Genomic DNA, 19,279 nt, shown 5'->3' on the forward strand with positions numbered 1-19,279 from the left:
TCAGCCTATCCCATCATCCATGGCGTCGCGTAACTGCTCGCGAAACCATGTCAGCCCGGTATCTGCCGACCGCGCATGATGATATTGCAGCATTTCACGCATGACCGGCAGGTCGATAGGCGCATCCACGATCCGCAAGGGCAGTCGTGACGCCATGACCTTCGCCAGACGCTCGTGCATCAGGGCCAGCCTCGTCGTTCCGGGCAACATCCAGGCGACCTGACTGAAAGCCGCGCAAATAATCTCGATCCGGCGGCGATCGCCATGTTCACGCAAATGATTTTCGATGAACGTTCCGTCCCGCGACACGCTGACGGCGACATGGCCAGCGTTGTAGTAAAGCTCTTCCGTCAACGGCTGCTGCATGACGGGATTGCCGGACCATCCCACCACCACATGGCGTTCCTCGAACAACAGTTCGCGCGGATGCGGCCCTTCCAAAAAACGTTCGGGTGCGACGATGAAGTCGAGTTCGCCATCCTCCAGCCGCGCGTGAATGTCGTTACGCGGCAGCGTGATCTCGATCCGCACTCCCGGAGCCGACTGCTGCATGCGCTCCAGCATCGGGCCGATCAGCACCGTCGTGACATAATCGGACGCGACGATGCGAAAAATGCGCTGGCTATGCGCCGGGTCGAACGACAGTCCGCGCGCGATGATGCCGCGCAGGTCCGCCACGACTGCGGAAATTTCCGGCGCAAGGGAAAGCGCGGCGGCGGTGGGGATCATCTTTTTCCCGTGCTGCACCAGAATTTCGTCAGCAAATGCGTCACGCAACCGGCGCAGCGCAGCGCTCATCGCGGACTGCGTCAGATTGAGCCGCTTGGCCGCGCGCGTGACGTTTCGCTCCTCCACCAATATGTCGAACGCCACCAGAAGGTTGAGATCGAACCGATCAAGCCGCATAACCATCAATCCTATTGCTGAATTACAACATATATCATCCATTTTACTGCTTTTTGAAAGCATGTCACTCATCTTCCACCCCGCAAAGACCGGGCGATGAGGGAGGATATATGAAAAAGATTTTATGGGGCGCGACGATGCTCAGCGGCGCAATCGTGCCGCACATGGGGTTCGCGCAGGATAATCAGGCGCAGCTTTCCGATGGTGGACTGGAAGAAATCATCGTGACCGCGCAGCGACGCGAGGAAAGCCTCCAGCGCGCGGCCATCGCCGTCACCGCCGTCACTGGCGACGATCTCACCCGATCGGGCATCACGGAAACCTCCAACCTTGGCAAGCTGGTGCCAGCGCTGGTCGTCCAGCCAACAGGGGGAACGACCAGCTTCTTCCTGCGCGGCGTGGGCACCAATTCGCAGAACAGCTTTTCCGAAAACGCCATCGCCTTCAACTTCAACGGCGTTTATGTCGGCCGCCCGACCGCACCGGCAGGCGTCTTCTACGATCTGGAGCGGGTCGAAGTGGTCAAGGGACCGCAGGGTACGCTCTACGGTCGCAACGCGACGGGCGGCGCGATCAACGTCCTGCCCAAAAAGCCTGTTCTGGGTAAATTCGGCGTCGAAGGACTGGCCGAATATGGCAATTACGACAGCAAGAAGGGCTTTCTGGCGGTCAACATTCCGTTCGGCGAGACAGCAGCCCTGCGCGTAGCGGGTCAGGTGGTCGATCGCGACGGCTATATTTCCGACGGCTATGACGATGACAAGGGCGAAGCGGTGCGCGCGTCCTTCCTGCTCAAGCCTTCGGACCTGTGGTCGATCAACATCGTCGGCGACTATTATCATCAGGGCGGCAAAGGCAGCGGCGCTGTGCTGCTGCCCAGCAAGGCCTTTGCGGTGCCCTCGCTCGACGACCGGGTCAGCATTTCGGATGCGCGCGCGATCGCCGCGATCAACGGCTATGCGTCCACGCTGTTCGCCCCGCCCTTCTGCGCGGGCGGCTTCATCGCCAGCGGCTGCATCGAAAATGCGGGTAAGGACGGCTATCTCGACAATCACTTCTATGGGCTGAGCGCGCAGGTTGATGGCGACATGGGCTTTGCCACGCTGTCCGTCATTCCCGCCTGGCGCAAATCGGAAGCGGATTTTCGCACCTACCTCCCCGGATTCCGTGGCGAAATACAGGATAATGCCGAACAGATGTCGCTGGAAGCGCGGCTGACGTCGGCCGCCGATCAACGGTTGCGCTACGTTCTTGGCGGCTTCTTCTTCAACGAGCAGCAGGATACGCTCAACTATTTCCGTCAGGGCCGGATTTCCACCACCCGCTTCACCCCCCGGCTCAAGACGCAGAGCCTCGCCGCCTTTGGCCAACTGACCTTCGACCTCAGCGATAGTCTGCGCCTGATCGCTGGCGGACGTTATACGCGGGAGGACAAGTCGCAACTGACCGCATCAGTGGCGGGCGGATTGCCCGGCCCGGTCGATCCATCCCTGGGCGCGCCCATCACCGGCGACCTGACCTTCACCAAATTCACCTGGAAGGCAGGCGTTGAATTTGACGCTGGCCCCGCGTCGCTGGTCTATGCCAATGTGGCGACCGGCTTCAAATCGGGCGGTTTCTTCGTCGCATCGCCGCCCAACAACAGCTTCCGTCCCGAAAGCCTGACGGCCTACACCATCGGCGCCAAGAACCGCTTCTTCGACAACAAGCTCCAGCTCAATATCGAGGCCTTCTACTGGGACTATAAGGACCAGCAGGTCACGTTCGTGGGCGGGGTTCAGACCGGCAACGGCATCTTCGCGCAAGGGTCGCTGACTTCCAACGCAGGCAAATCGCGCATCTTCGGTGCGGAGGCGGAGGCCCGCTTCGCGCCGACCCGCGACGATCTGTTCAACCTCAACGTCCAATATCTGAACGGCAAATATAAAAGCCTGCAAACTGCCAATTTCTCGCCCACTGGCGCGCCCGTCACCACCGGCTGCACGATCACAGGATCGCGACTGGCCAACCCCGGTATCAACGGCGCGCGCTTCTACGACATCGACTGTTCGGGCAAGCCCACGGTCAATTCGCCCAAATGGGCGATTAACATGGGCTATCAGCACAGCTTCCACATCGGTGGCGACATGGTGCTGGTGGCAGGGGCGCGATCGAACATCGAATCCAGCCGCTACATGAACTCCAACTTCCGCGATGAAGAACAACAGGGCAGCTTCATGATGTCCGACGCCTTCCTGACGCTGGAAGGTCCGCAGGACAAATGGAGCATCACCGCCTTCATCAACAATATCGAGGATAAGGAAGTGCTGGCACGCGCTGGCACGCGCCCGATCCTCGACTTCCCGGTCGGCACGCTGCGGCCACCGCGCACCTATGGCGTGCGTGTGGGCTTCAACCTGTGAGGGCCATGTCCGCGCGGATCACCTGTGCGGCGCTGTCCGGCGTGATCGCCCTGCTGGCAACAGCAGCGGCGGCCGCCGGGCCGCCACGCGCCGCCTTCGTTACATTGGGGACGATGGGCGGTCCGGTGCCGGACGGACATCGGTCGCAACCCGCCAACGCCATCGTGCGCGACGGCAAAACCTATCTGGTCGATACCGGCGACGGCACGGTGGAACAGATGGCGCGCGCGGACCTGCCGCTTTCGGGGGTGCGCGCCGTTTTCCTCAGCCACCTGCATGTCGACCATATCGGTGGACTGGCGGCCATATTGGGGTTGCGGAACCAGACCGAGGCGCGCGACGTGCTGACCATCTATGGCCCGCCCGGCACGCGCGAACTGGTGGCGGGCCTGGTCGCCAGCCTTCAACCATCGGCCAAGGCAGGCTATGGCATCCCCGGCAAGTCCTGGACCCCGCCCGAAAATATCGTGTCGGTCATCGAACTGCGCGACGGCGAAACCATCCGGGTGGACGACATGAGCGTCCGGGTCGTGCAGAACACCCATTATGACTTCGCGCCCGGCAGCGTGGAGGATCGCAATTATAAATCCTATGCCCTGCGGTTCGATATGCCCGAACGCTCCATCGCCTATACCGGCGATACCGGACCGAGCGCGGCGGTAGAGCGCCTTGCATCCGGCGCGGACCTGCTGGTCAGCGAAATGATCGACATCGACGCCACGCTGGATCTTGTCGCGCGCACCAGCCCGAACATGCCCGCCAACGTCAAGGCAACGATGGTCCAGCATCTGACAACTCATCACCTGACGCCACAGGAGGTGGGCGGGCTGGCCGCCCGCGCCAGGGTGAAGGCGGTGGCCGTTACCCATATCGCCGGTGGCACATCCGATGCCGCGCGGACCCGCGCTTACATCGCGACGATCCGCAAACATTTCACCGGCCCGGCAGCGATCGCCAACGATCTCGACCGCTTCTGATCCCCTCCCCTATGCCACCCTTCTCATGAGGCACTAAACTGAACATGGACAACAGCAACATCCTCATTATCGGCGGGGGCATAGGTGGCCTCACCTCCGCCATTGCCTTGCGCGGACAAGGGTTCGACGTCACCGTCATCGAGCGTGATCCCGACTGGTCGGTCTATGGCGTCGGCATCATCCAGCAGTCCAACGTCCTGCGCGCGATGGATCATCTGGACCTGCTGAACGAATATGTCGCGGCCGGCGCAGGCTTCGATACGGTCGAAGTCTTCGCGCCAGACGGAACAAAAGTCGCGCGCGTCCCCTCCCCGCGTCTGGTCGATGGCTATCCGGCCAATCTGGGCGTTGGCCGCCCCGCCCTGCACAAGGTATTGGGCGACCGCACGATCGCATCGGGGGCCAAAGTCAGGCTGGGCGTTACCGCGACCGACATGGACGATCAGGGCGATCAGGTGGCCGTGCGTTTTTCGGATGGCACGCAGGACAGCTTCGATCTGGTCGTCGGTGCCGACGGCGTATATTCGCAGACCCGCGCGCTGCTGTTCCCCGATGCGCCGTCGCCGCACTATACCGGTCAGGCAGTGTGGCGCTACAACCTGCCCCGCACCGAAGGCATGGACTCGCTTCAGGCCTATAATGGTCCCACCGGCGTCGGACTGGTGCCGATATCGCAAGAGCTGATGTATATGTTTGTCACCACCGCCGAACCGGGCAATCCCCGTTATCCGCGTGAAGGGCTGGCCGCACGTATGCGCGAAAAGATAGCCCGGTGTTCGCCCGCAATCCAGGCGCTGGGCGAACATATCACAGATGATGACGGCGTCGTCTATCGGCCCCTCGAAGCGTTCATGCTGGACGGTCCCTGGCACAAGGGCCGCGTCGTCCTGCTGGGCGATGCCGTCCATGCCACCACGCCCCATCTGGGTCAGGGCGCGGGCATGGCGATCGAGGACAGCATCGTGCTGGCGGAGGAACTTAGCTGCCACGACGATCTGGACAGCGCGCTGTCCGCCTATCGCGACCGGCGCCACGACCGGTGCCGCTACATCGTGGAAAAATCGCTCGAAATCTGCATGGGCCAGCTTGGTAAAGGCGCGCCCGTCGACAATCATAAAGCCACCGCGGAAATGTTCGCGATGGTATCCCAGCCGATCTGAAGGAAGCCAATATGAGCCGCGTTACAGAAATTCGTTATGTGGGCTACGGCCTGCCTGATCTGAAGGCCGAGCGGGCCTTCTACGCCGACCAGTGGAAACTGGTCGAAGCGGGTGAGAAAGACGGCATGGTCTATTTCGCGGCCGATGGCGGCGATGAACATCATGTTGTTCGCCTGCGTCAGGCCGAAGAATCGCGTATCGACGTGATCGCGCTGGCCGCCGACAGCCGCGCCGATGTCGATGCCCTGCATGACAGGGTCGTCGCGTCGGGATGCCGCATCATCTTCGCGCCCAAGGAACTCGACACGCTGGGCGGCGGCTATGGCTTCCGCTTCTTCTCCCCCGACGGCCTGACCTTCGAAGTGTCGAGCGACGTCGCCCGCCGCACCGCGCGGGAACTCGCACGCTGGGAAGGCGTGCCGCAGAAGATCAGCCACATCGTCCTCCACTCGCCCGATCACAAGGCGATGGTCCAGTGGTTCTGCGACGTGCTGGGCTTTAAGGTGTCCGACTGGCTCGGCGACTTCATGTGCTTCCTGCGCTGCAACGAAGCGCATCACCGCATCGCCTTCCTGCCCGGCCCGCCCTGCCTCAACCATGTCGCCTATGACATGCTGACCATCGACGACATGATGGTCGGCATCAACCGTCTACGGCTCAAGGGCACCGACATACGCTGGGGTCCGGGTCGTCACACGGCTGGCAACAACACGTTCAGCTATTTCACGACGCCCGCAGGCTTCGCGGTCGAATATAGTTCGGAACTGGAGGATGTGGACTTCGAAGGCCATGAATCGCAGGTCCACGCCCCATCACCCGGCATCATGGACCAGTGGGGCATCGGCGTCGGTGGTCCCCAGACCATGCCGCACGCCGCACCCGACAAGGGTCTGTTCCAGGCAGTGGAGGTCTGATCGATGGCTTTGTTCGAATATTTCCCCAACTATATCTGGAACCTGTCGGTCGCGATCGCGATGGAAAGCGGCGGGCGCATCGGCGAAATCGTCGATATGTGCCAGCCCATCAAGGACGCCGCAGCGTCCGGCGCGGATGCAGGCACGCCGATGTTCATGGCGCAATGGGTCGCGATGGCCGACAAGCTGATCGGCCTTGCCGCAGAGGATGAGGCGCAAGGTCGCGCCTTCTCCGCTTCCGACAAGCTGGAGCGTGCGTCGCTCTATCTGTTCAACGCCGAACGGATGCAGGGCCATGGCCATCCGGGCCGTCAGGCTACCTATGCCAAGGCGCGCGATACCTTCGACCGCTCGACCGCTCTGGGCCAGATCAACCGCCAGCGTGTGGACATCCCGCTCAGCACCGGCACCATGCCCGCTCTCTACACCCGCGCGCCCGGCGACGGCCCGCATCCGGTCGTGGTCTATTGCAATGGTCTCGATAGCTGCAAGGAACTGCTCTACTGGTCGCGCCTGCCCGAAGCGCTGGCGCGGCGCGGCATTTCGACGCTCTGCGTCGATCAGCCGGGTTCTGGCGAAGCATTGCGTCTTCAGGAACTGCCCGTCGATCCGCATAGCGAACATTGGGCGAGCAAGGCGGTGGACTGGCTGGAGCAGCAACAGGATGTCGATCCCAAGCGGATCGGCATGACCGGCATTTCGCTGGGCGGCCATTTCGCCCCCCGCGCCGTCGCCTATGAACCGCGCTTTGCCAGCGGCGCGGTCTGGGGCGCCAATCATAATTGGGCGGAGGTCCAGCAGAAGCGCATGAAGCGCGAAGGCGAAAACCCCGTTCCCCATTATTGGGCGCACGTCATGTGGGCTTTTGGCGCGAGCGACATGGACGACTTCCTGGCCAAGTCCGCCGACATGAACCTCAATGGTCATATGGACGGTATCAAGGTGCCATTCCTCGTGACCCATGGCGCGAAAGACCGGCAGATCAGCGTCGATTACGCCCATGACTGCTACGACCAGCTGGTCAACAGCCCCAAGCGCGCGCTTAAGCTGTTTACCGAGCGCGAAGGTGGCGTCGAACATGTCGGTGCGGACAATATGTCCTACGGCCGCGACTATATCGCCGACTGGTTCGCCGATACGTTGGGCGGCAAGACCGCCTGATGGCTGCGGAAGAACGGACGGGCCGCATCGACGCCTATATCGCACGCGAGACGATCGTCAGCGCAGCGATTAATGGCGTGATCGGCACGCTGTTCTTCTTCGGCGTTTTCGGGACGGATGCGCGTGTCACGGTGGGGGGTTGGGGCGGATACGCCTTCGACTTCCTGCCGCAAAGCGCGGCAGTGGCGCTCATGGCCTGTTTTGTGCCGGGCCTGATTGCCCGCCACGCTCAAAGGGCTGGGCGCATCGGCACCGGGCATGACGGTCCTGCCACGACACGATGGCTGTTGCAGGCTGCGTGCGTTTCGGTCCTGTTCGGCCTGACGCTGGGCGTTGCCGTCGCGCTTGCCTGGCTGGCCAGCGGCATCGCTATGCTGGACTGGCCGATCGCCCTTGCCATCAAGATCATCTACGGCGCCGCGCTCGGCGCATGGGTTACACGACGCGTGCTGCGGCGCATGGTTCGCGGCGCGCCCCTTATTTAGGAATATGCACATGGAATTTGCATCCGTTCGCCGCATCGTCACCGGCCACGACGCAGCCGGTCGCGCCATCATCCAGGATGACGGCCCGGTTCAGCGCACCCAGCGCGTCGGCGGCGACATCGGCCCGATGTTCCACGAAGTCTGGAATACGCAGGCGACGCCAGCGCCTATCGACGCTGCCTCGGTCGAACCCGCTGAACAGGGCATTATCCTCGCCCCACCCACGAACGGCACTCGCATCCGCGTCCTCGACATCCCGCCCGAAGGCGACGGCATCCGAACCATGACGCCGGAGGAAGCCCGCGCCCATTTCGCCGAAGTGGGCGCGCATGACGCGTCGGCGCATCATGGCGAAGGATCGCGCCACGCGTTGATGCACCGGACCGAAACCATCGACTATGGCATCGTGGTGGAGGGCGAACTGGTTCTCATCATGGACGAAGGGGAAACCACCGTCCGTGCAGGCGATATCGTTATCCAGCGCGGCACCAACCATGGCTGGTCCAATCGCTCGAACAGCAATTGCCGAATCGTTTTCATTCTGATCGACGGAACGTTCGACGACAGCCTGAAGCGCTGAGCCAGTGCATCGGCACTATCGAGATTATTGGAAGGATAGGGATTCATGCGTTTTGCAACGCGCGCCAACGGCACGACCGACGGGGAATTGATGCTGGTATCGCAGGACGGCGCGCGCTGCCTGCCCATGGGCGCCCGCTGGCCTAATCTGCTGCATGCGATCACTGACTGGAACGCGTTGCTGGCCGATGCCAAAACCCTTTCCGCCACGCTGGACGCAGGCGGCGGCGATAGCGTCAGTCGCGATACGCTCCTCGCTCCGCTGCCGCGCACTTGGCAATGGCTCGACGGTTCGGCCTTTGCCAATCACGGCATACTGATGCAAAAAGCCTTCGATCTCCCGACCTTGGAAACTTATCCTCCCCTGATGTATCAGGGGATGAGCCATCGCTTCCTCGCCCCATATGAGGATGTCGCACTGCCGACCGAAGCGGACTGCATCGATTTCGAAGGCGAGTTCGGCATCATCACGGATGACGTGCCGATGGGCTGTTCGGCGGAAGACGCACTGGCCCATATTCGCCTCATCCTGCTCATCAACGACTGGTCTCTGCGCGCTGTCGCGCCACGCGAAATGAAGACAGGCTTTGGCTGGATTCAGGCCAAACCCGCGTGCAGCGCAGCACCGATCGCGGTGACGCCGGACGAACTGGGTGATTCATGGCGCAATGGCCGGGTCTGCCTGCCCCTGCGTGTGGAGGTCAACGGCGCATGGTTCGGCAATCCCTCGGGCGATGCCATGGAATATGGCTTTCACGATCTGATCGCCCATGCCGCGCGCACCCGACCTCTGTGCGCAGGGACGATCATAGGGTCGGGCACTGTATCGAACCCGGATTACCGGCAAGTGGGATCGACCTGCATTTCCGAACGACGCGCGATCGAAATGATCGAACAGGGACACCCCGTCACGCCATTCCTCAGCTTTGGCGATCATGTGCGGATGCGCGCAGGTGAAGACGACAGCATCTTTGGAGAGATCGACCAGCGGGTCGCGGCGCATATCGCCACGCATCCATGATGCGTGGCGTAGCGTCATCGGCATGATGGTCGTCTCGCCATGCCGATACATTTCATAAACGCAATCATGGCCTGAAATGCTTCGACATTCCGCGCGCCGTTATGTTCGCGGTGCGTCAAAAAACAGCATGGATCACGCCTTGCGCGCGAAACTCTCCACATCGGCCGCCCGCCACCATGCCGCCAGCCGTGGATCACGCGCTCCATCGAGCAACTCGCCCGGTTCGACGAAGGGATAAATTTCATCGAACGACCGCATTTCTGCGGCGTTGATCCGTTGGCGCAGGCCATCGGGTGTGAACTCGTCGGGCGAATTAAGACCTGCCGCAACGACGATGTCGTGCAGCGCATCAAGCGTCGCCTTCTGGAACCGCGCCACCCGCTGCGCCTTTTCCGGCACGACCAAAGCACGTTGTCGCGCGGGCGACTGGGTTGCGACGCCGGTCGGGCAGGTGTCCGTGTGACACCGCATCGACTGCACGCAGCCCAGCGAAAACATGAACGACCGCGCCGCATTGCACCAGTCGGCACCCAGCGCCGCATTCATGGCGATCGACGCGCCCGAATTGACCTTACCCGACGCGGCCAGCTTGACCTTGCCTTTCAGGTTCGCGCCGACCAGCGCATTGCGCGCCAGCATCAATCCCTCACGCAGCGGCATGCCGACCCGATCGGACAATTCGGTCGGGGCCGCCCCCGTCCCGCCTTCCGCGCCATCGATGACGATGAAGTCCAACAGGATTTCCGTCTCCACCATCGCCTTGACGACAGCGAACAGTTCGTGCGGATAACCCACGCACAGCTTGATGCCGACTGGTTTCCCCCCAGACAGGTCACGCATCTGCGCGGCAAATTCCAACAGGCCGCGTGGCGTCGAAAAGGCCGTGTGATAGGGCGGCGACAGGCAATCCTCACCCTGCGCTATGTCGCGGATCTTCGCGATCTCCGCCGTCACCTTGGGACCGGGCAGCAATCCGCCATGGCCCGGCTTGGCGCCCTGGCTCAACTTGATCTCGGTCATCACCACCGCGTCATGCACGGCCCGTTCCCTGAAATGTTCAGGCTCGAAGTTGCCCTGCGCATCGCGGCAGCCGAAATAGCCCGACCCGATTTCCCACACCACATCGCCACCATGTTTCAGGTGATAGGGCGACAGGCCACCCTCCCCCGTATCATGATAGAAACCACCGATTTTCGCGCCCATATTCAGCGCCTCGATCGCATTGCCGCTCAGCGCGCCAAAACTCATCGCCGAAATATTGAGCCGCGCCGCCTGATAAGGGCGCGAACATTGGTCGGTGCCGACATGCACCCGCGTATATTTCTCCGCATGGCGCGACGGCGCGATCGAGTGGGGCAACCACTCATATTCTTCGGAATAGACGTCCAGCTCCGTGCCGAACGGATGGGTCGATACGTCCCCCTTCGCCCGCGCATAGACCAGCGCCCGCTCGTCATGGCTGAACGGCCGCCCGTCCAGATCGCTCTCCACGATATAGGAACGCAGGAACGGCCGCAGCCACTCGAAAAACCAGCGAAAGCGCGCGGACACCGGATAATTGCGCCGCAACGAATGATGCGTCTGAAACAGGTCGACCAGCCCCATGACCAGCAACGGCAGGAACAGGATCAACGCCCACAGCGCGCGATGATGGTTAACGCCAACCAACACCGCCGCAACGCTACCCACCAGTCCCGCCAGCAACAGCGCATTGCGCGACAGACCATGGTCGCGGAACAGTGAGTCCGCGATATTACCGTGGTTCTCACTCATGAAATCAGGTTCCTGATGATGCCCGCGACATCCTTTCCACGCCCGCCGAAAATGGCCTTCGCCGAATAGAGCGCCATGCCCGCAACCTGTCCTGCCTCCACCTTGGGCGGCATCACCAGTTCATATCGGTCGGTCACCACATCCAGCAAAGCCGGTCCCGGTTCGGCCAGCCACGCCTGCACCGCCCCGTCCAGTTCCTCCGCCTTCTCGACCCGCCGCCCGCTAAAGCCGATCGCCTCCGCCACGCGGGCAAAGTCGGGATTGACCAGATCGGTATAGGCGTCGAGCAACCCCTCGACCTTCTGCTCGATCTCCACGAAATCCAGCGCGCCATTATTATAGACCACGACTTTGATCGGCAGCTTTTCCTGCACCGCCGTCAACAGGTCGCCCAGCAGCATGGCGATGCCGCCATCACCCGACAGCGCAATAACCTGCCGATCGGGGAAGGCCGCCTTCGCGCCCAGCGCCTGCGGCATGGCGTTGGCCATCGTCCCATGGCTCAGGCTCACCACCGTCCGGTTCCGCCCGGTCGATGCGATGTGCCGCAGCGACCAGACCATCGGCGACCCGCCGTCGGCGGTAAACACCGCATCGGGCGCGGCATGGCGCGATATCGTCTCGGTCAGATATTGCGGATGGATCGCCCCACCCTTGCCCACCGTGGCATGCCTGTCCTGCGCGGCCTCCGCCTTGCGATGATGCTCCAGGCAGTCTTGCAGGAAAGCATCGTCCTCACGCTGCACGATACGCGGGATCAGCGCCTCCAGCGTCGGCCCGATATCGCCTACCACACCAATATCAACGGGATGACGACGCCCCAGATGCGTCCCGTCCAGATCGACCTGAAGGATTGTCGCCTTTTCAGGATAATATTGCCGCCACGCAAAATCGCATCCCAACAGCAACAGCACGTCGCACGACATCAGCGCATGATAGCCGGACTCGCTGCCGAAAATGCCGGTCATCCCGACGTCGAAAGGATTGTCATGCTCCAGAAAATCCTTCGCCCGTGACGTTCGCGCAACCGGGGCTTTCAACCGCGCCGCCAGTGCGACCACGCCATCATGCGCCAGTTCACATCCCGACCCGCCATAGATGGCCACCCGTTTGCCCGCATTGATCGCCTCAGCCAGCCGATCCAGTTCCGCGTCGGAAGGCCGCACGACCGGCGTGGCGCGATGCACGGCAAAGTCCGGCTCGTCCGGCGCCTTCGCGCTCGACACGTCCGCAGGCACGATCAACACGGCCACGCCGCGCTTCGACAGCGCCGCCTGCGCCGCCATCGCCGTCATCCGCCGCGCCTGCGCTGGCGTGCGGATTTCCTCGCAAAACACGCTGCAGGATGCATAGACGGACTTGAAATCCACCTCCTGCGGAAAATCGAAACCCAATTCGTCACGCACGATCTGGCTGGCGATCAGCACGACCGGCGCACGATTGCGATGGGATTCGAACAGGCCATTGATGAAGTGCAGGCTGCCGGGACCGCAAGACCCCGCGCACGCCGCCAGTTCACCGGTCAGCATCGCGTCTGCTCCGGCCGCAAAGCCCGCCGCCTCCTCATGCCGCACATGCACCCATCGTATCTCACTGGTGCGGATCGCGTCGGTCACATGGTTGAGCGTATCGCCCGGTATGCCATAGCAGCGACGCACACCCGCCGCCTGGAGTGTTGCGACGATTACCTGTGCGACTGTGGTCATGCGGTGTCTTCCTGCTGCATTTGCGACAGGAACGCACGGGGTCCACACTGGACCCATCGGGCAGACATGAATCAGCAATAAAGATGGGCGCGGCGCGAAAAGGCCCGCACAACGAAAAAAGGCGACGCCGGAGCATCGCCCTTATCTGGTGCAAACTAGCTGCTTGTTAGCCGCCAGACCGCGATCTCTGAATTTCCATCCTATCAAATCGCGCGTAGTGGTCAACAGCTATTCGGCCGCTTCATTTCGGTATGGAATCGGACTTGACCTCTCATGCTCGCTCTGCGCCATTTCCGATATGAGGATGAGGGGCAACACATGACCGACACAAAAAAGATCTGGCGCCTGGGCGCGGACCTTGGGGCTAATTCATTGGGCTGGGCCGCGATTGAGTTGGAGAAAGTCGGCGATCGCTACGAACCCATTGGCATCCTCGCCTCAGGCTCCCGCATCTTCAGTGCCAGTGCGGCTGCAGGCCGCGATCCCAAGTCCGGCGCATCGCTCGCCGTGGACCGCCGCGACGCCCGCGCCATGCGGCGGCGGCGCGACCGCTTTCAACAGCGCCAGCGCGCCCTCCTCAAATATCTGACGGCCGACGGTCTGTTCCCTGCCGACGCGGCGGAACGCGAAGCGCTTAAGCCACTCGACCCCTATGCCCTGCGCGCCCAAGCCCTGGACGAAGCCCTCCCCCTCCATCATCTGGGCCGCGCACTCTTTCACCTCAACCAGCGGCGCGGGTTCAAGAGCAACCGCAAAGCCGATCGCAAGGCCGACGACGACGCAGGCAAGATCGCGATCGGCGTCGATCGCCTTAAAGAGCAGATCGTCGAGGCAGACGCCCGCACCTTCGGGGAGTTCCTCCACAAGCGCCGCTCATCCTCAACCAACGCCAACGCCATCCTCAGCGTCCGCACCCGCTTGCGCCCCGAAAGCGGCGAAGGGGCCAAGGGCGACGGCTATGATTTCTATCCCAGCCGCGCGTTGCTCGAAGCTGAATTTGAAGCCATCTGGGAAGCCCAAACCCCCCACCACCCCGACACGCTGACGCCGGACGTCTATAAGCGCCTGTTCGAGATCGTCTTCCACCAACGCCCCCTGCGCACGCCACAGATCGGCACCTGCACGCTGATCCCCGGCGAACGCCGCCTGCCCAAGGCCCACCCCCTCTTCCAGCGGCGACGTTTGCTGGAGGAAATCAATGCGCTGATGATCGTAAGGCCGGGAGAAAAGGCACAGCGCCTGACGCGGCAAGATCGCGATGCGCTATTCAGCAAATTGATCGCCACCAAGGCGATGAAGTTTGAGAGTATGCGCAAGGGATTAAAACTCGACCCTGATGCGCGCTTCAATAAAGAAAGCGAAAACCGCACCGACCTGAAAGGCGATGAAGTCGCCGCGCTGATGGGTAGCAAGATCCGCTTCGGCAATCGCTGGGTCCATCTGTCACCCGACGAACAATGGGCCATCATCGAACGGCTCGAAGCGATCGAAAGCGAAACCGAGGACGCCGATTTCCGCGCATGGGTCGGCGCGACCTACGACCTGACGCCCGAACAGGCGAAGGCGGTAGCGAACGCACACCTACCCGCAGGCTATGGCCGCTTCGGCGACACTGCGACCCGCAAGCTGATCGACGCCCTGCGCGACGGGGAAAAGGACGGCCGCGTCATCGTCTATAGCGAGGCGGTCGAGCTAGCCGGGCTTGGTCATCACAGCGATTTCCGCGATGGCGTGGTCCATGACGCCCTGCCCTATTATGGCGTCGCGCTGGAACGGCACATCATGCCCGGCACGGGAGAACCATCCGATGCGGAGGAAATGCGCGTCGGACGCCTGACCAACCCGACCGTGCATATCGGCCTCAACCAGTTGCGCCGCGTCGTCAATGCCCTGATCCGCGCTTATGGCCCACCCGCTGAAATCGCCATCGAACTGGCCCGCGAACTGAAACTGACCGACGACGACAAGAAACAGCGCAACCGGCAGAATAACGACAACCGGATTGCAGCCGAAAAACGATCCGAGAAACTCTTGGCCATCAACCAGCGCGACAATGGCGCGAACCGCGCCTTGCTCAAATTATGGGAGGAACTAAACCCCGCCAACGTGCTCGACCGGCGCTGCATCTATAGCGGACGGCAGATTTCCATCGACATGCTGTTTTCCGATGCGGTCGAGGTCGATCATATCCTCCCCTTCTCCGCCACCCTGGACGACAGCAACGGCAACAAGATTATCTGCATGCGCGAAGCCAATCGCGTAAAACGCAAACGGTCGCCTTTTGAAGCATGGGGCCACACGGACCAATGGGACGCCATCTCAGCCCGCTCGTCTCAACTCCCCCGCAACAAGCGCTGGCGGTTCGAGCCGGACGCCATGGAAAAGTTCAAGGATGAAGGTGGCTTCCTCGCCCGGCATCTGGTGGACACACAATATCTGTCCCGACTGGCCCGCGAATATCTCTCCGCCCTCTATCCCGACAAAGGCGAAGGCAGCGGCCATGTCTGGGTATCGCCCGGTCGGCTGACCGAAATGGTACGGCGCAAGCTGGGCCTGAACGACCTGTTGCCCGATCATAATTTTAGCGGGTCAGACCAGCCCAAGAACCGTCTGGATCATCGCCACCACGCCATCGACGCGGCAGTCGTCGCGGTTGTCGATCGCAAACTGCTGATGCAGATCGCCAGAGCGTCCGGTCAGGAAGGCGCGGAAGGCCGCGAACGGATCATCATCGACCCGCCTTGGCCCACCTTCCGCGACGACCTGCGCACCGCCGTCAACGCCATCACCGTCAGCCACCGCCCCGACCATGGCACCGCGTCCAAGGCTGGCCTGCCCAAGGGCAAGGACGCCACCGCCGGGCGCCTGCACAATGACACCGCCTATGGCATCACCGGCGAAACGGACGCCAGGGGCAACAGCATCGTCGTGCGCCGGGTGCCATTGTCCAACATCAAGAAACTGGCGGACATCGACAAGGTGCGCGACGCGGACCTGAAAGCCGCGCTCTACCGCCATCTCGAAGGGTTGGAGGGCAAGGCGTTCGAAAAGGCGGTCACCACATTTGGCGATCGCGAATGGCACGCCTACCCCCGCATTCGCCGCCTGCGCATGGTCGAACCGCTGACCGTCATCCCCATTCGCGACCAGAATGGACGTATCTACAAGGGATATAAAGGCGACTCCAACTATCGTTACGACGTGTGGGAAATGAAGGACGGCGCATGGCAGGCGGAAGTGGTTTCGACATTCGACGCGCATCAGCCCGGTTGGGCATCGGCGATCCGCGCCGCCAACCCGACCGCGCGCAAGGTGCTGAGCCTGCACCAGAATGACCTGCTGGCGATCGAACGCGATGGAGAGGAACGGACATTGATGCGCGTGGTGAAGTTTCGTCAAAACGGTCAGGTCACTCTCGCCCCGCCGCAGGAAGCGGGCGACCTCAAGCGCCGGGACGCTATTGCCGTTGACGAAGACCCCTTCAAATATGTCGCCGTCATGGCCAGCAGCCTGAAAAAAGCCAAGGCGCGTCAGGTGCGGATCGACGAAATCGGCCGCGTCCTCGACCCCGGTTTCCCCGCACGCACCGCCCGCCGCAAGCCACGCAAGCGAAGCTGAACGGAAACGAGGGGAGCGGACAGGCATGGACCGGATCGTGGACATCGCAACCGACGGTCGCCACCTGTCGGCCCTGCGCGGCTTCCTGATCGTGTCGCAGGATCGCGCGGAAGTCGGTCGGGTGCCGCTCGATGACGTCGCGGCGGTGATCGTCCACGCCCATGGCGTCACCTGGTCCACCAACCTGATCGTCGCCCTGGCGCAGCGCGGGGCTGTCATGCTGTTGTGCGGCACCAACCATGCACCGGTCGCCGTCTGCCTGCCACTCGACGGCCATCACGCCCAGAACGCCCGGATGCGCGCCCAATGGGAAGCGGGCAAGCCCCTGTCCAAACAGCTTTGGCGTCGCATCATCATCGCCAAAATCCGCTGGCAGGCCGCCGTGCTGGAAGCCAACAAAGTGTCGGCCAGCGCCTTCGATCTGCTGGCCAGACGCGTGGGATCGGGCGATCCCGATAATGTCGAGGCGCAGGCAGCGCGCCGTTACTGGCCGCTACTGATGGGCGAAGATTTTCGCCGCGACCGCAGCGCCGATGGCGTCAACGCCCTGCTCAACTATGGCTATACGGTGATGCGGTCGCTGTGCGCCCGCGCGGTCGTCGCGTCGGGCCTGCATCCATCGATAGGCGTGCATCACGCCAACCGCACCAATCCCATGGCGCTGGCCGACGATCTGATCGAACCGTTCCGCCCGTTAGTCGATGCCCTTACCCTGCGCCTGATCGCGCATGGCGTGGACACGGTAACGCCCGAAGCCAAGCGCGCCTTCGCCGGACTGATCGCGATCGACCTGCCCGGCGCAGATGGCACGACCACAGTGGCGGGCGCAGCCAATCGCGCGGCCCAGTCGCTGGCCCGCGCCTTTCAAAGCGGACAGGCTGCCGACCTCATAATGCCGGTGCCACCGCCAGCGCTGGAACTGTCCGGGCTGGATGTGCTGCTGGCATGAGCGCGACTCAATTAAGCGGATACAGGCTGATGTGGATTTTCGTCATGTTCGACCTGCCCGTCACCAGCAAGGAACAGGCCCGCGCCGCCACCAAATTCCGCGAATTTCTGCTCGATGAAGGTTTTGAAAAAAGCCAGTTTTCCGTCTATGCTCGCTTCTGCAACGGGAAAGAACAGTTCGAAACCTACATGCGTAGAGTCGAATCGCATTTACCCGATCGCGGCGACGTCCACATCCTCAGTTTCACGGACCGACAATATGAAAATATCGTGCGATTCTCTGGACAACGCCGCAAACGACAACGGAAAAATCCCGACCAGCTTGCGCTATTCTGATGATTCGCAGGATTTTTGTGGTGATGGATTGTTGGTTATCGCATTATATTTCAATACGATAACCAACAATCCATCATAACCACTCAGAGATCGCGGTCCAGCGGCAACAACACCGGGGTTGTGGTGACTTTGCTTGAGATCATAACCACTCAGAGATCGCGGTCCAGCGGCAACAGGTAGGCAGCGCAAGAATTTCGTCCATGAATCATAACCACTCAGAGATCGCGGTCCAGCGGCAACTGCCGTCAGCGCCGCGCTTGTAAGTCTTGAATCATAACCACTCAGAGATCGCGGTCCAGCGGCAACTGCGCGTGTCCGCATCCGTTATCGGCCAGAATCATAACCACTCAGAGATCGCGGTCCAGCGGCAACAAAGGCTGCGCAGGGTGGTGGCTTGCTATCATCATAACCACTCAGAGATCGCGGTCCAGCGGCAACTACCGGCCTCCTTGGCTTTGTGATGGCTAAATCATAACCACTCAGAGATCGCGGTCCAGCGGCAACGCGCCAAGCGATGTAGCGGGTAATCAGGTTATCATAACCACTCAGAGATCGCGGTCCAGCGGCAACTTGGACGACGGCGACTATATCTGGTCGCGGATCATAACCACTCAGAGATCGCGGTCCAGCGGCAACAGGGCGGCGGCAGCTACCGCAAGCGACGGATCATAACCACTCAGAGATCGCGGTCCAGCGGCAACCGCGTTGCGTTCAACGTGAGGATGCGTGTCATCATAACCACTCAGAGATCGCGGTCCAGCGGCAACCCAAAGCCTGATGAGAAGCCCGCTGGCGCTATCATAACCACTCAGAGATCGCGGTCCAGCGGCAACGCCAGCGAGGCGGGGGAGGTTGTCCTTCCATCATAACCACTCAGAGATCGCGGTCCAGCGGCAACCGAAAGCATCGGCGCAGGTGGCCTGATTGCATCATAACCACTCAGAGATCGCGGTCCAGCGGCAACTAGCGCCGCGCCGTATACTGGCAGGTCGCGATCATAACCACTCAGAGATCGCGGTCCAGCGGCAACACCATCACCGATGCCGAAGCAGAACTAGGCATCATAACCACTCAGAGATCGCGGTCCAGCGGCAACTAGAAGCCCCCACCATCACCGACGCCGAAATCATAACCACTCAGAGATCGCGGTCCAGCGGCAACTGCCTTCATCCTGATCCATGGCATCGTGGCATCATAACCACTCAGAGATCGCGGTCCAGCGGCAACCCCTTAGTCTGCGTCCTGAACAAGTCAGGAATCATAACCACTCAGAGATCGCGGTCCAGCGGCAAC

14 protein-coding genes and 1 CRISPR repeat array are annotated in these 19,279 nt (G+C 61.9%); of the genes, 11 read left to right on the forward strand and 3 right to left on the reverse strand.

What is annotated here, in order from left to right; translation table 11 throughout:
• Positions 1–912 carry a LysR family transcriptional regulator gene (locus WA070_RS13360; protein ID WP_422634422.1) on the reverse strand — a complete coding sequence of 304 codons (912 nt, stop codon included), beginning with the start codon at positions 910–912 and terminating at the stop codon, positions 1–3.
• 104 nt (positions 913–1,016) lie between these two features.
• On the opposite strand from WA070_RS13360, the gene WA070_RS13365 reads away from it, so the two are divergent.
• The 8 genes from WA070_RS13365 to WA070_RS13400 are packed head-to-tail and all read left to right on the forward strand — an operon-like array spanning position 1,017 to position 9,605.
• A complete protein-coding gene (locus tag WA070_RS13365; RefSeq protein ID WP_422634423.1) occupies positions 1,017–3,308 on the forward strand; it encodes a TonB-dependent receptor in 2,292 nt (763 codons plus the stop codon).
• Positions 3,309–3,313: 5 nt separating this feature from the next.
• Positions 3,314–4,285, forward strand: coding sequence for an MBL fold metallo-hydrolase (locus WA070_RS13370; protein ID WP_422634424.1), 972 nt, complete (start codon positions 3,314–3,316; stop codon positions 4,283–4,285).
• A gap of 44 nt (positions 4,286–4,329) precedes the next feature.
• On the forward strand, positions 4,330–5,445 hold the full coding sequence (locus WA070_RS13375; RefSeq protein ID WP_422634425.1) for an FAD-dependent oxidoreductase: 1,116 nt from the start codon (positions 4,330–4,332) through the stop codon (positions 5,443–5,445).
• A gap of 11 nt (positions 5,446–5,456) precedes the next feature.
• The gene (locus WA070_RS13380; RefSeq protein ID WP_422634426.1) at positions 5,457–6,359 is read left to right on the forward strand and encodes a VOC family protein; all 903 of its coding nucleotides are present in this window, start codon (positions 5,457–5,459) and stop codon (positions 6,357–6,359) included.
• Positions 6,360–6,362: 3 nt separating this feature from the next.
• The gene (locus tag WA070_RS13385) at positions 6,363–7,520 is read left to right on the forward strand and encodes an alpha/beta hydrolase family protein (RefSeq protein WP_422634427.1); all 1,158 of its coding nucleotides are present in this window, start codon (positions 6,363–6,365) and stop codon (positions 7,518–7,520) included.
• Complete coding sequence (locus WA070_RS13390; RefSeq protein ID WP_422634428.1) at positions 7,520–8,005, forward strand: hypothetical protein; 486 nt, start codon at positions 7,520–7,522, stop codon at positions 8,003–8,005. Before WA070_RS13385 ends, WA070_RS13390 begins: the two co-directional genes overlap by 1 nt.
• 10 nt (positions 8,006–8,015) lie before the next feature.
• Positions 8,016–8,585 (forward strand): cupin domain-containing protein, encoded by a 570-nt coding sequence (locus tag WA070_RS13395; RefSeq protein WP_422634429.1) that lies wholly within the window; start codon positions 8,016–8,018, stop codon positions 8,583–8,585.
• 45 nt (positions 8,586–8,630) lie between these two features.
• Positions 8,631–9,605 (forward strand): fumarylacetoacetate hydrolase family protein, encoded by a 975-nt coding sequence (locus WA070_RS13400; RefSeq protein ID WP_422634430.1) that lies wholly within the window; start codon positions 8,631–8,633, stop codon positions 9,603–9,605.
• Between the two features lie 132 nt (positions 9,606–9,737).
• Here WA070_RS13400 and WA070_RS13405 read toward each other — a convergent pair whose 3' ends face one another.
• Both WA070_RS13405 and WA070_RS13410 read right to left on the reverse strand, forming a co-directional pair.
• Positions 9,738–11,378 (reverse strand): FMN-binding glutamate synthase family protein, encoded by a 1,641-nt coding sequence (locus tag WA070_RS13405; protein WP_422634431.1) that lies wholly within the window; start codon positions 11,376–11,378, stop codon positions 9,738–9,740.
• A complete protein-coding gene (locus WA070_RS13410) occupies positions 11,375–13,084 on the reverse strand; it encodes a thiamine pyrophosphate-dependent enzyme (protein WP_422634432.1) in 1,710 nt (569 codons plus the stop codon). The genes WA070_RS13405 and WA070_RS13410 overlap by 4 nt, the downstream gene beginning before the upstream one ends.
• Positions 13,085–13,402: 318 nt before the next feature.
• Between WA070_RS13410 and cas9 the strand changes: the two genes are divergently transcribed.
• From cas9 to cas2, 3 genes are read left to right on the forward strand one after another with little or no spacing between them, the layout of a single operon-like run.
• A complete protein-coding gene (gene cas9, locus WA070_RS13415; RefSeq protein ID WP_422634433.1) occupies positions 13,403–16,702 on the forward strand; it encodes a type II CRISPR RNA-guided endonuclease Cas9 in 3,300 nt (1,099 codons plus the stop codon).
• 25 nt (positions 16,703–16,727) lie between these two features.
• Complete coding sequence (gene cas1, locus WA070_RS13420; protein WP_422634434.1) at positions 16,728–17,651, forward strand: type II CRISPR-associated endonuclease Cas1; 924 nt, start codon at positions 16,728–16,730, stop codon at positions 17,649–17,651.
• Positions 17,652–17,680: 29 nt separating this feature from the next.
• A complete protein-coding gene (cas2, locus tag WA070_RS13425; protein ID WP_422634435.1) occupies positions 17,681–17,986 on the forward strand; it encodes a CRISPR-associated endonuclease Cas2 in 306 nt (101 codons plus the stop codon).
• Between the two features lie 72 nt (positions 17,987–18,058).
• Positions 18,059–19,279: a CRISPR direct-repeat array (repeat unit 36 nt; unit sequence ATCATAACCACTCAGAGATCGCGGTCCAGCGGCAAC).

This window comes from Sphingobium sp. (assembly GCF_049304695.1).
Classification (GTDB): domain Bacteria; phylum Pseudomonadota; class Alphaproteobacteria; order Sphingomonadales; family Sphingomonadaceae; genus Sphingobium.

Coding starts and splice junctions, on each gene's coding strand:
- WA070_RS13360 (WP_422634422.1), bottom strand. CDS start 912: ATGGTTATGCGGCTTGATCGGTTCGATCTCAACCTTCTGGTGGCGTTC.
- WA070_RS13365 (WP_422634423.1), top strand. CDS start 1,017: ATGAAAAAGATTTTATGGGGCGCGACGATGCTCAGCGGCGCAATCGTG.
- WA070_RS13370 (WP_422634424.1), top strand. CDS start 3,314: ATGTCCGCGCGGATCACCTGTGCGGCGCTGTCCGGCGTGATCGCCCTG.
- WA070_RS13375 (WP_422634425.1), top strand. CDS start 4,330: ATGGACAACAGCAACATCCTCATTATCGGCGGGGGCATAGGTGGCCTC.
- WA070_RS13380 (WP_422634426.1), top strand. CDS start 5,457: ATGAGCCGCGTTACAGAAATTCGTTATGTGGGCTACGGCCTGCCTGAT.
- WA070_RS13385 (WP_422634427.1), top strand. CDS start 6,363: ATGGCTTTGTTCGAATATTTCCCCAACTATATCTGGAACCTGTCGGTC.
- WA070_RS13390 (WP_422634428.1), top strand. CDS start 7,520: ATGGCTGCGGAAGAACGGACGGGCCGCATCGACGCCTATATCGCACGC.
- WA070_RS13395 (WP_422634429.1), top strand. CDS start 8,016: ATGGAATTTGCATCCGTTCGCCGCATCGTCACCGGCCACGACGCAGCC.
- WA070_RS13400 (WP_422634430.1), top strand. CDS start 8,631: ATGCGTTTTGCAACGCGCGCCAACGGCACGACCGACGGGGAATTGATG.
- WA070_RS13405 (WP_422634431.1), bottom strand. CDS start 11,378: ATGAGTGAGAACCACGGTAATATCGCGGACTCACTGTTCCGCGACCAT.
- WA070_RS13410 (WP_422634432.1), bottom strand. CDS start 13,084: ATGACCACAGTCGCACAGGTAATCGTCGCAACACTCCAGGCGGCGGGT.
- cas9 (WP_422634433.1), top strand. CDS start 13,403: ATGACCGACACAAAAAAGATCTGGCGCCTGGGCGCGGACCTTGGGGCT.
- cas1 (WP_422634434.1), top strand. CDS start 16,728: ATGGACCGGATCGTGGACATCGCAACCGACGGTCGCCACCTGTCGGCC.
- cas2 (WP_422634435.1), top strand. CDS start 17,681: ATGTGGATTTTCGTCATGTTCGACCTGCCCGTCACCAGCAAGGAACAG.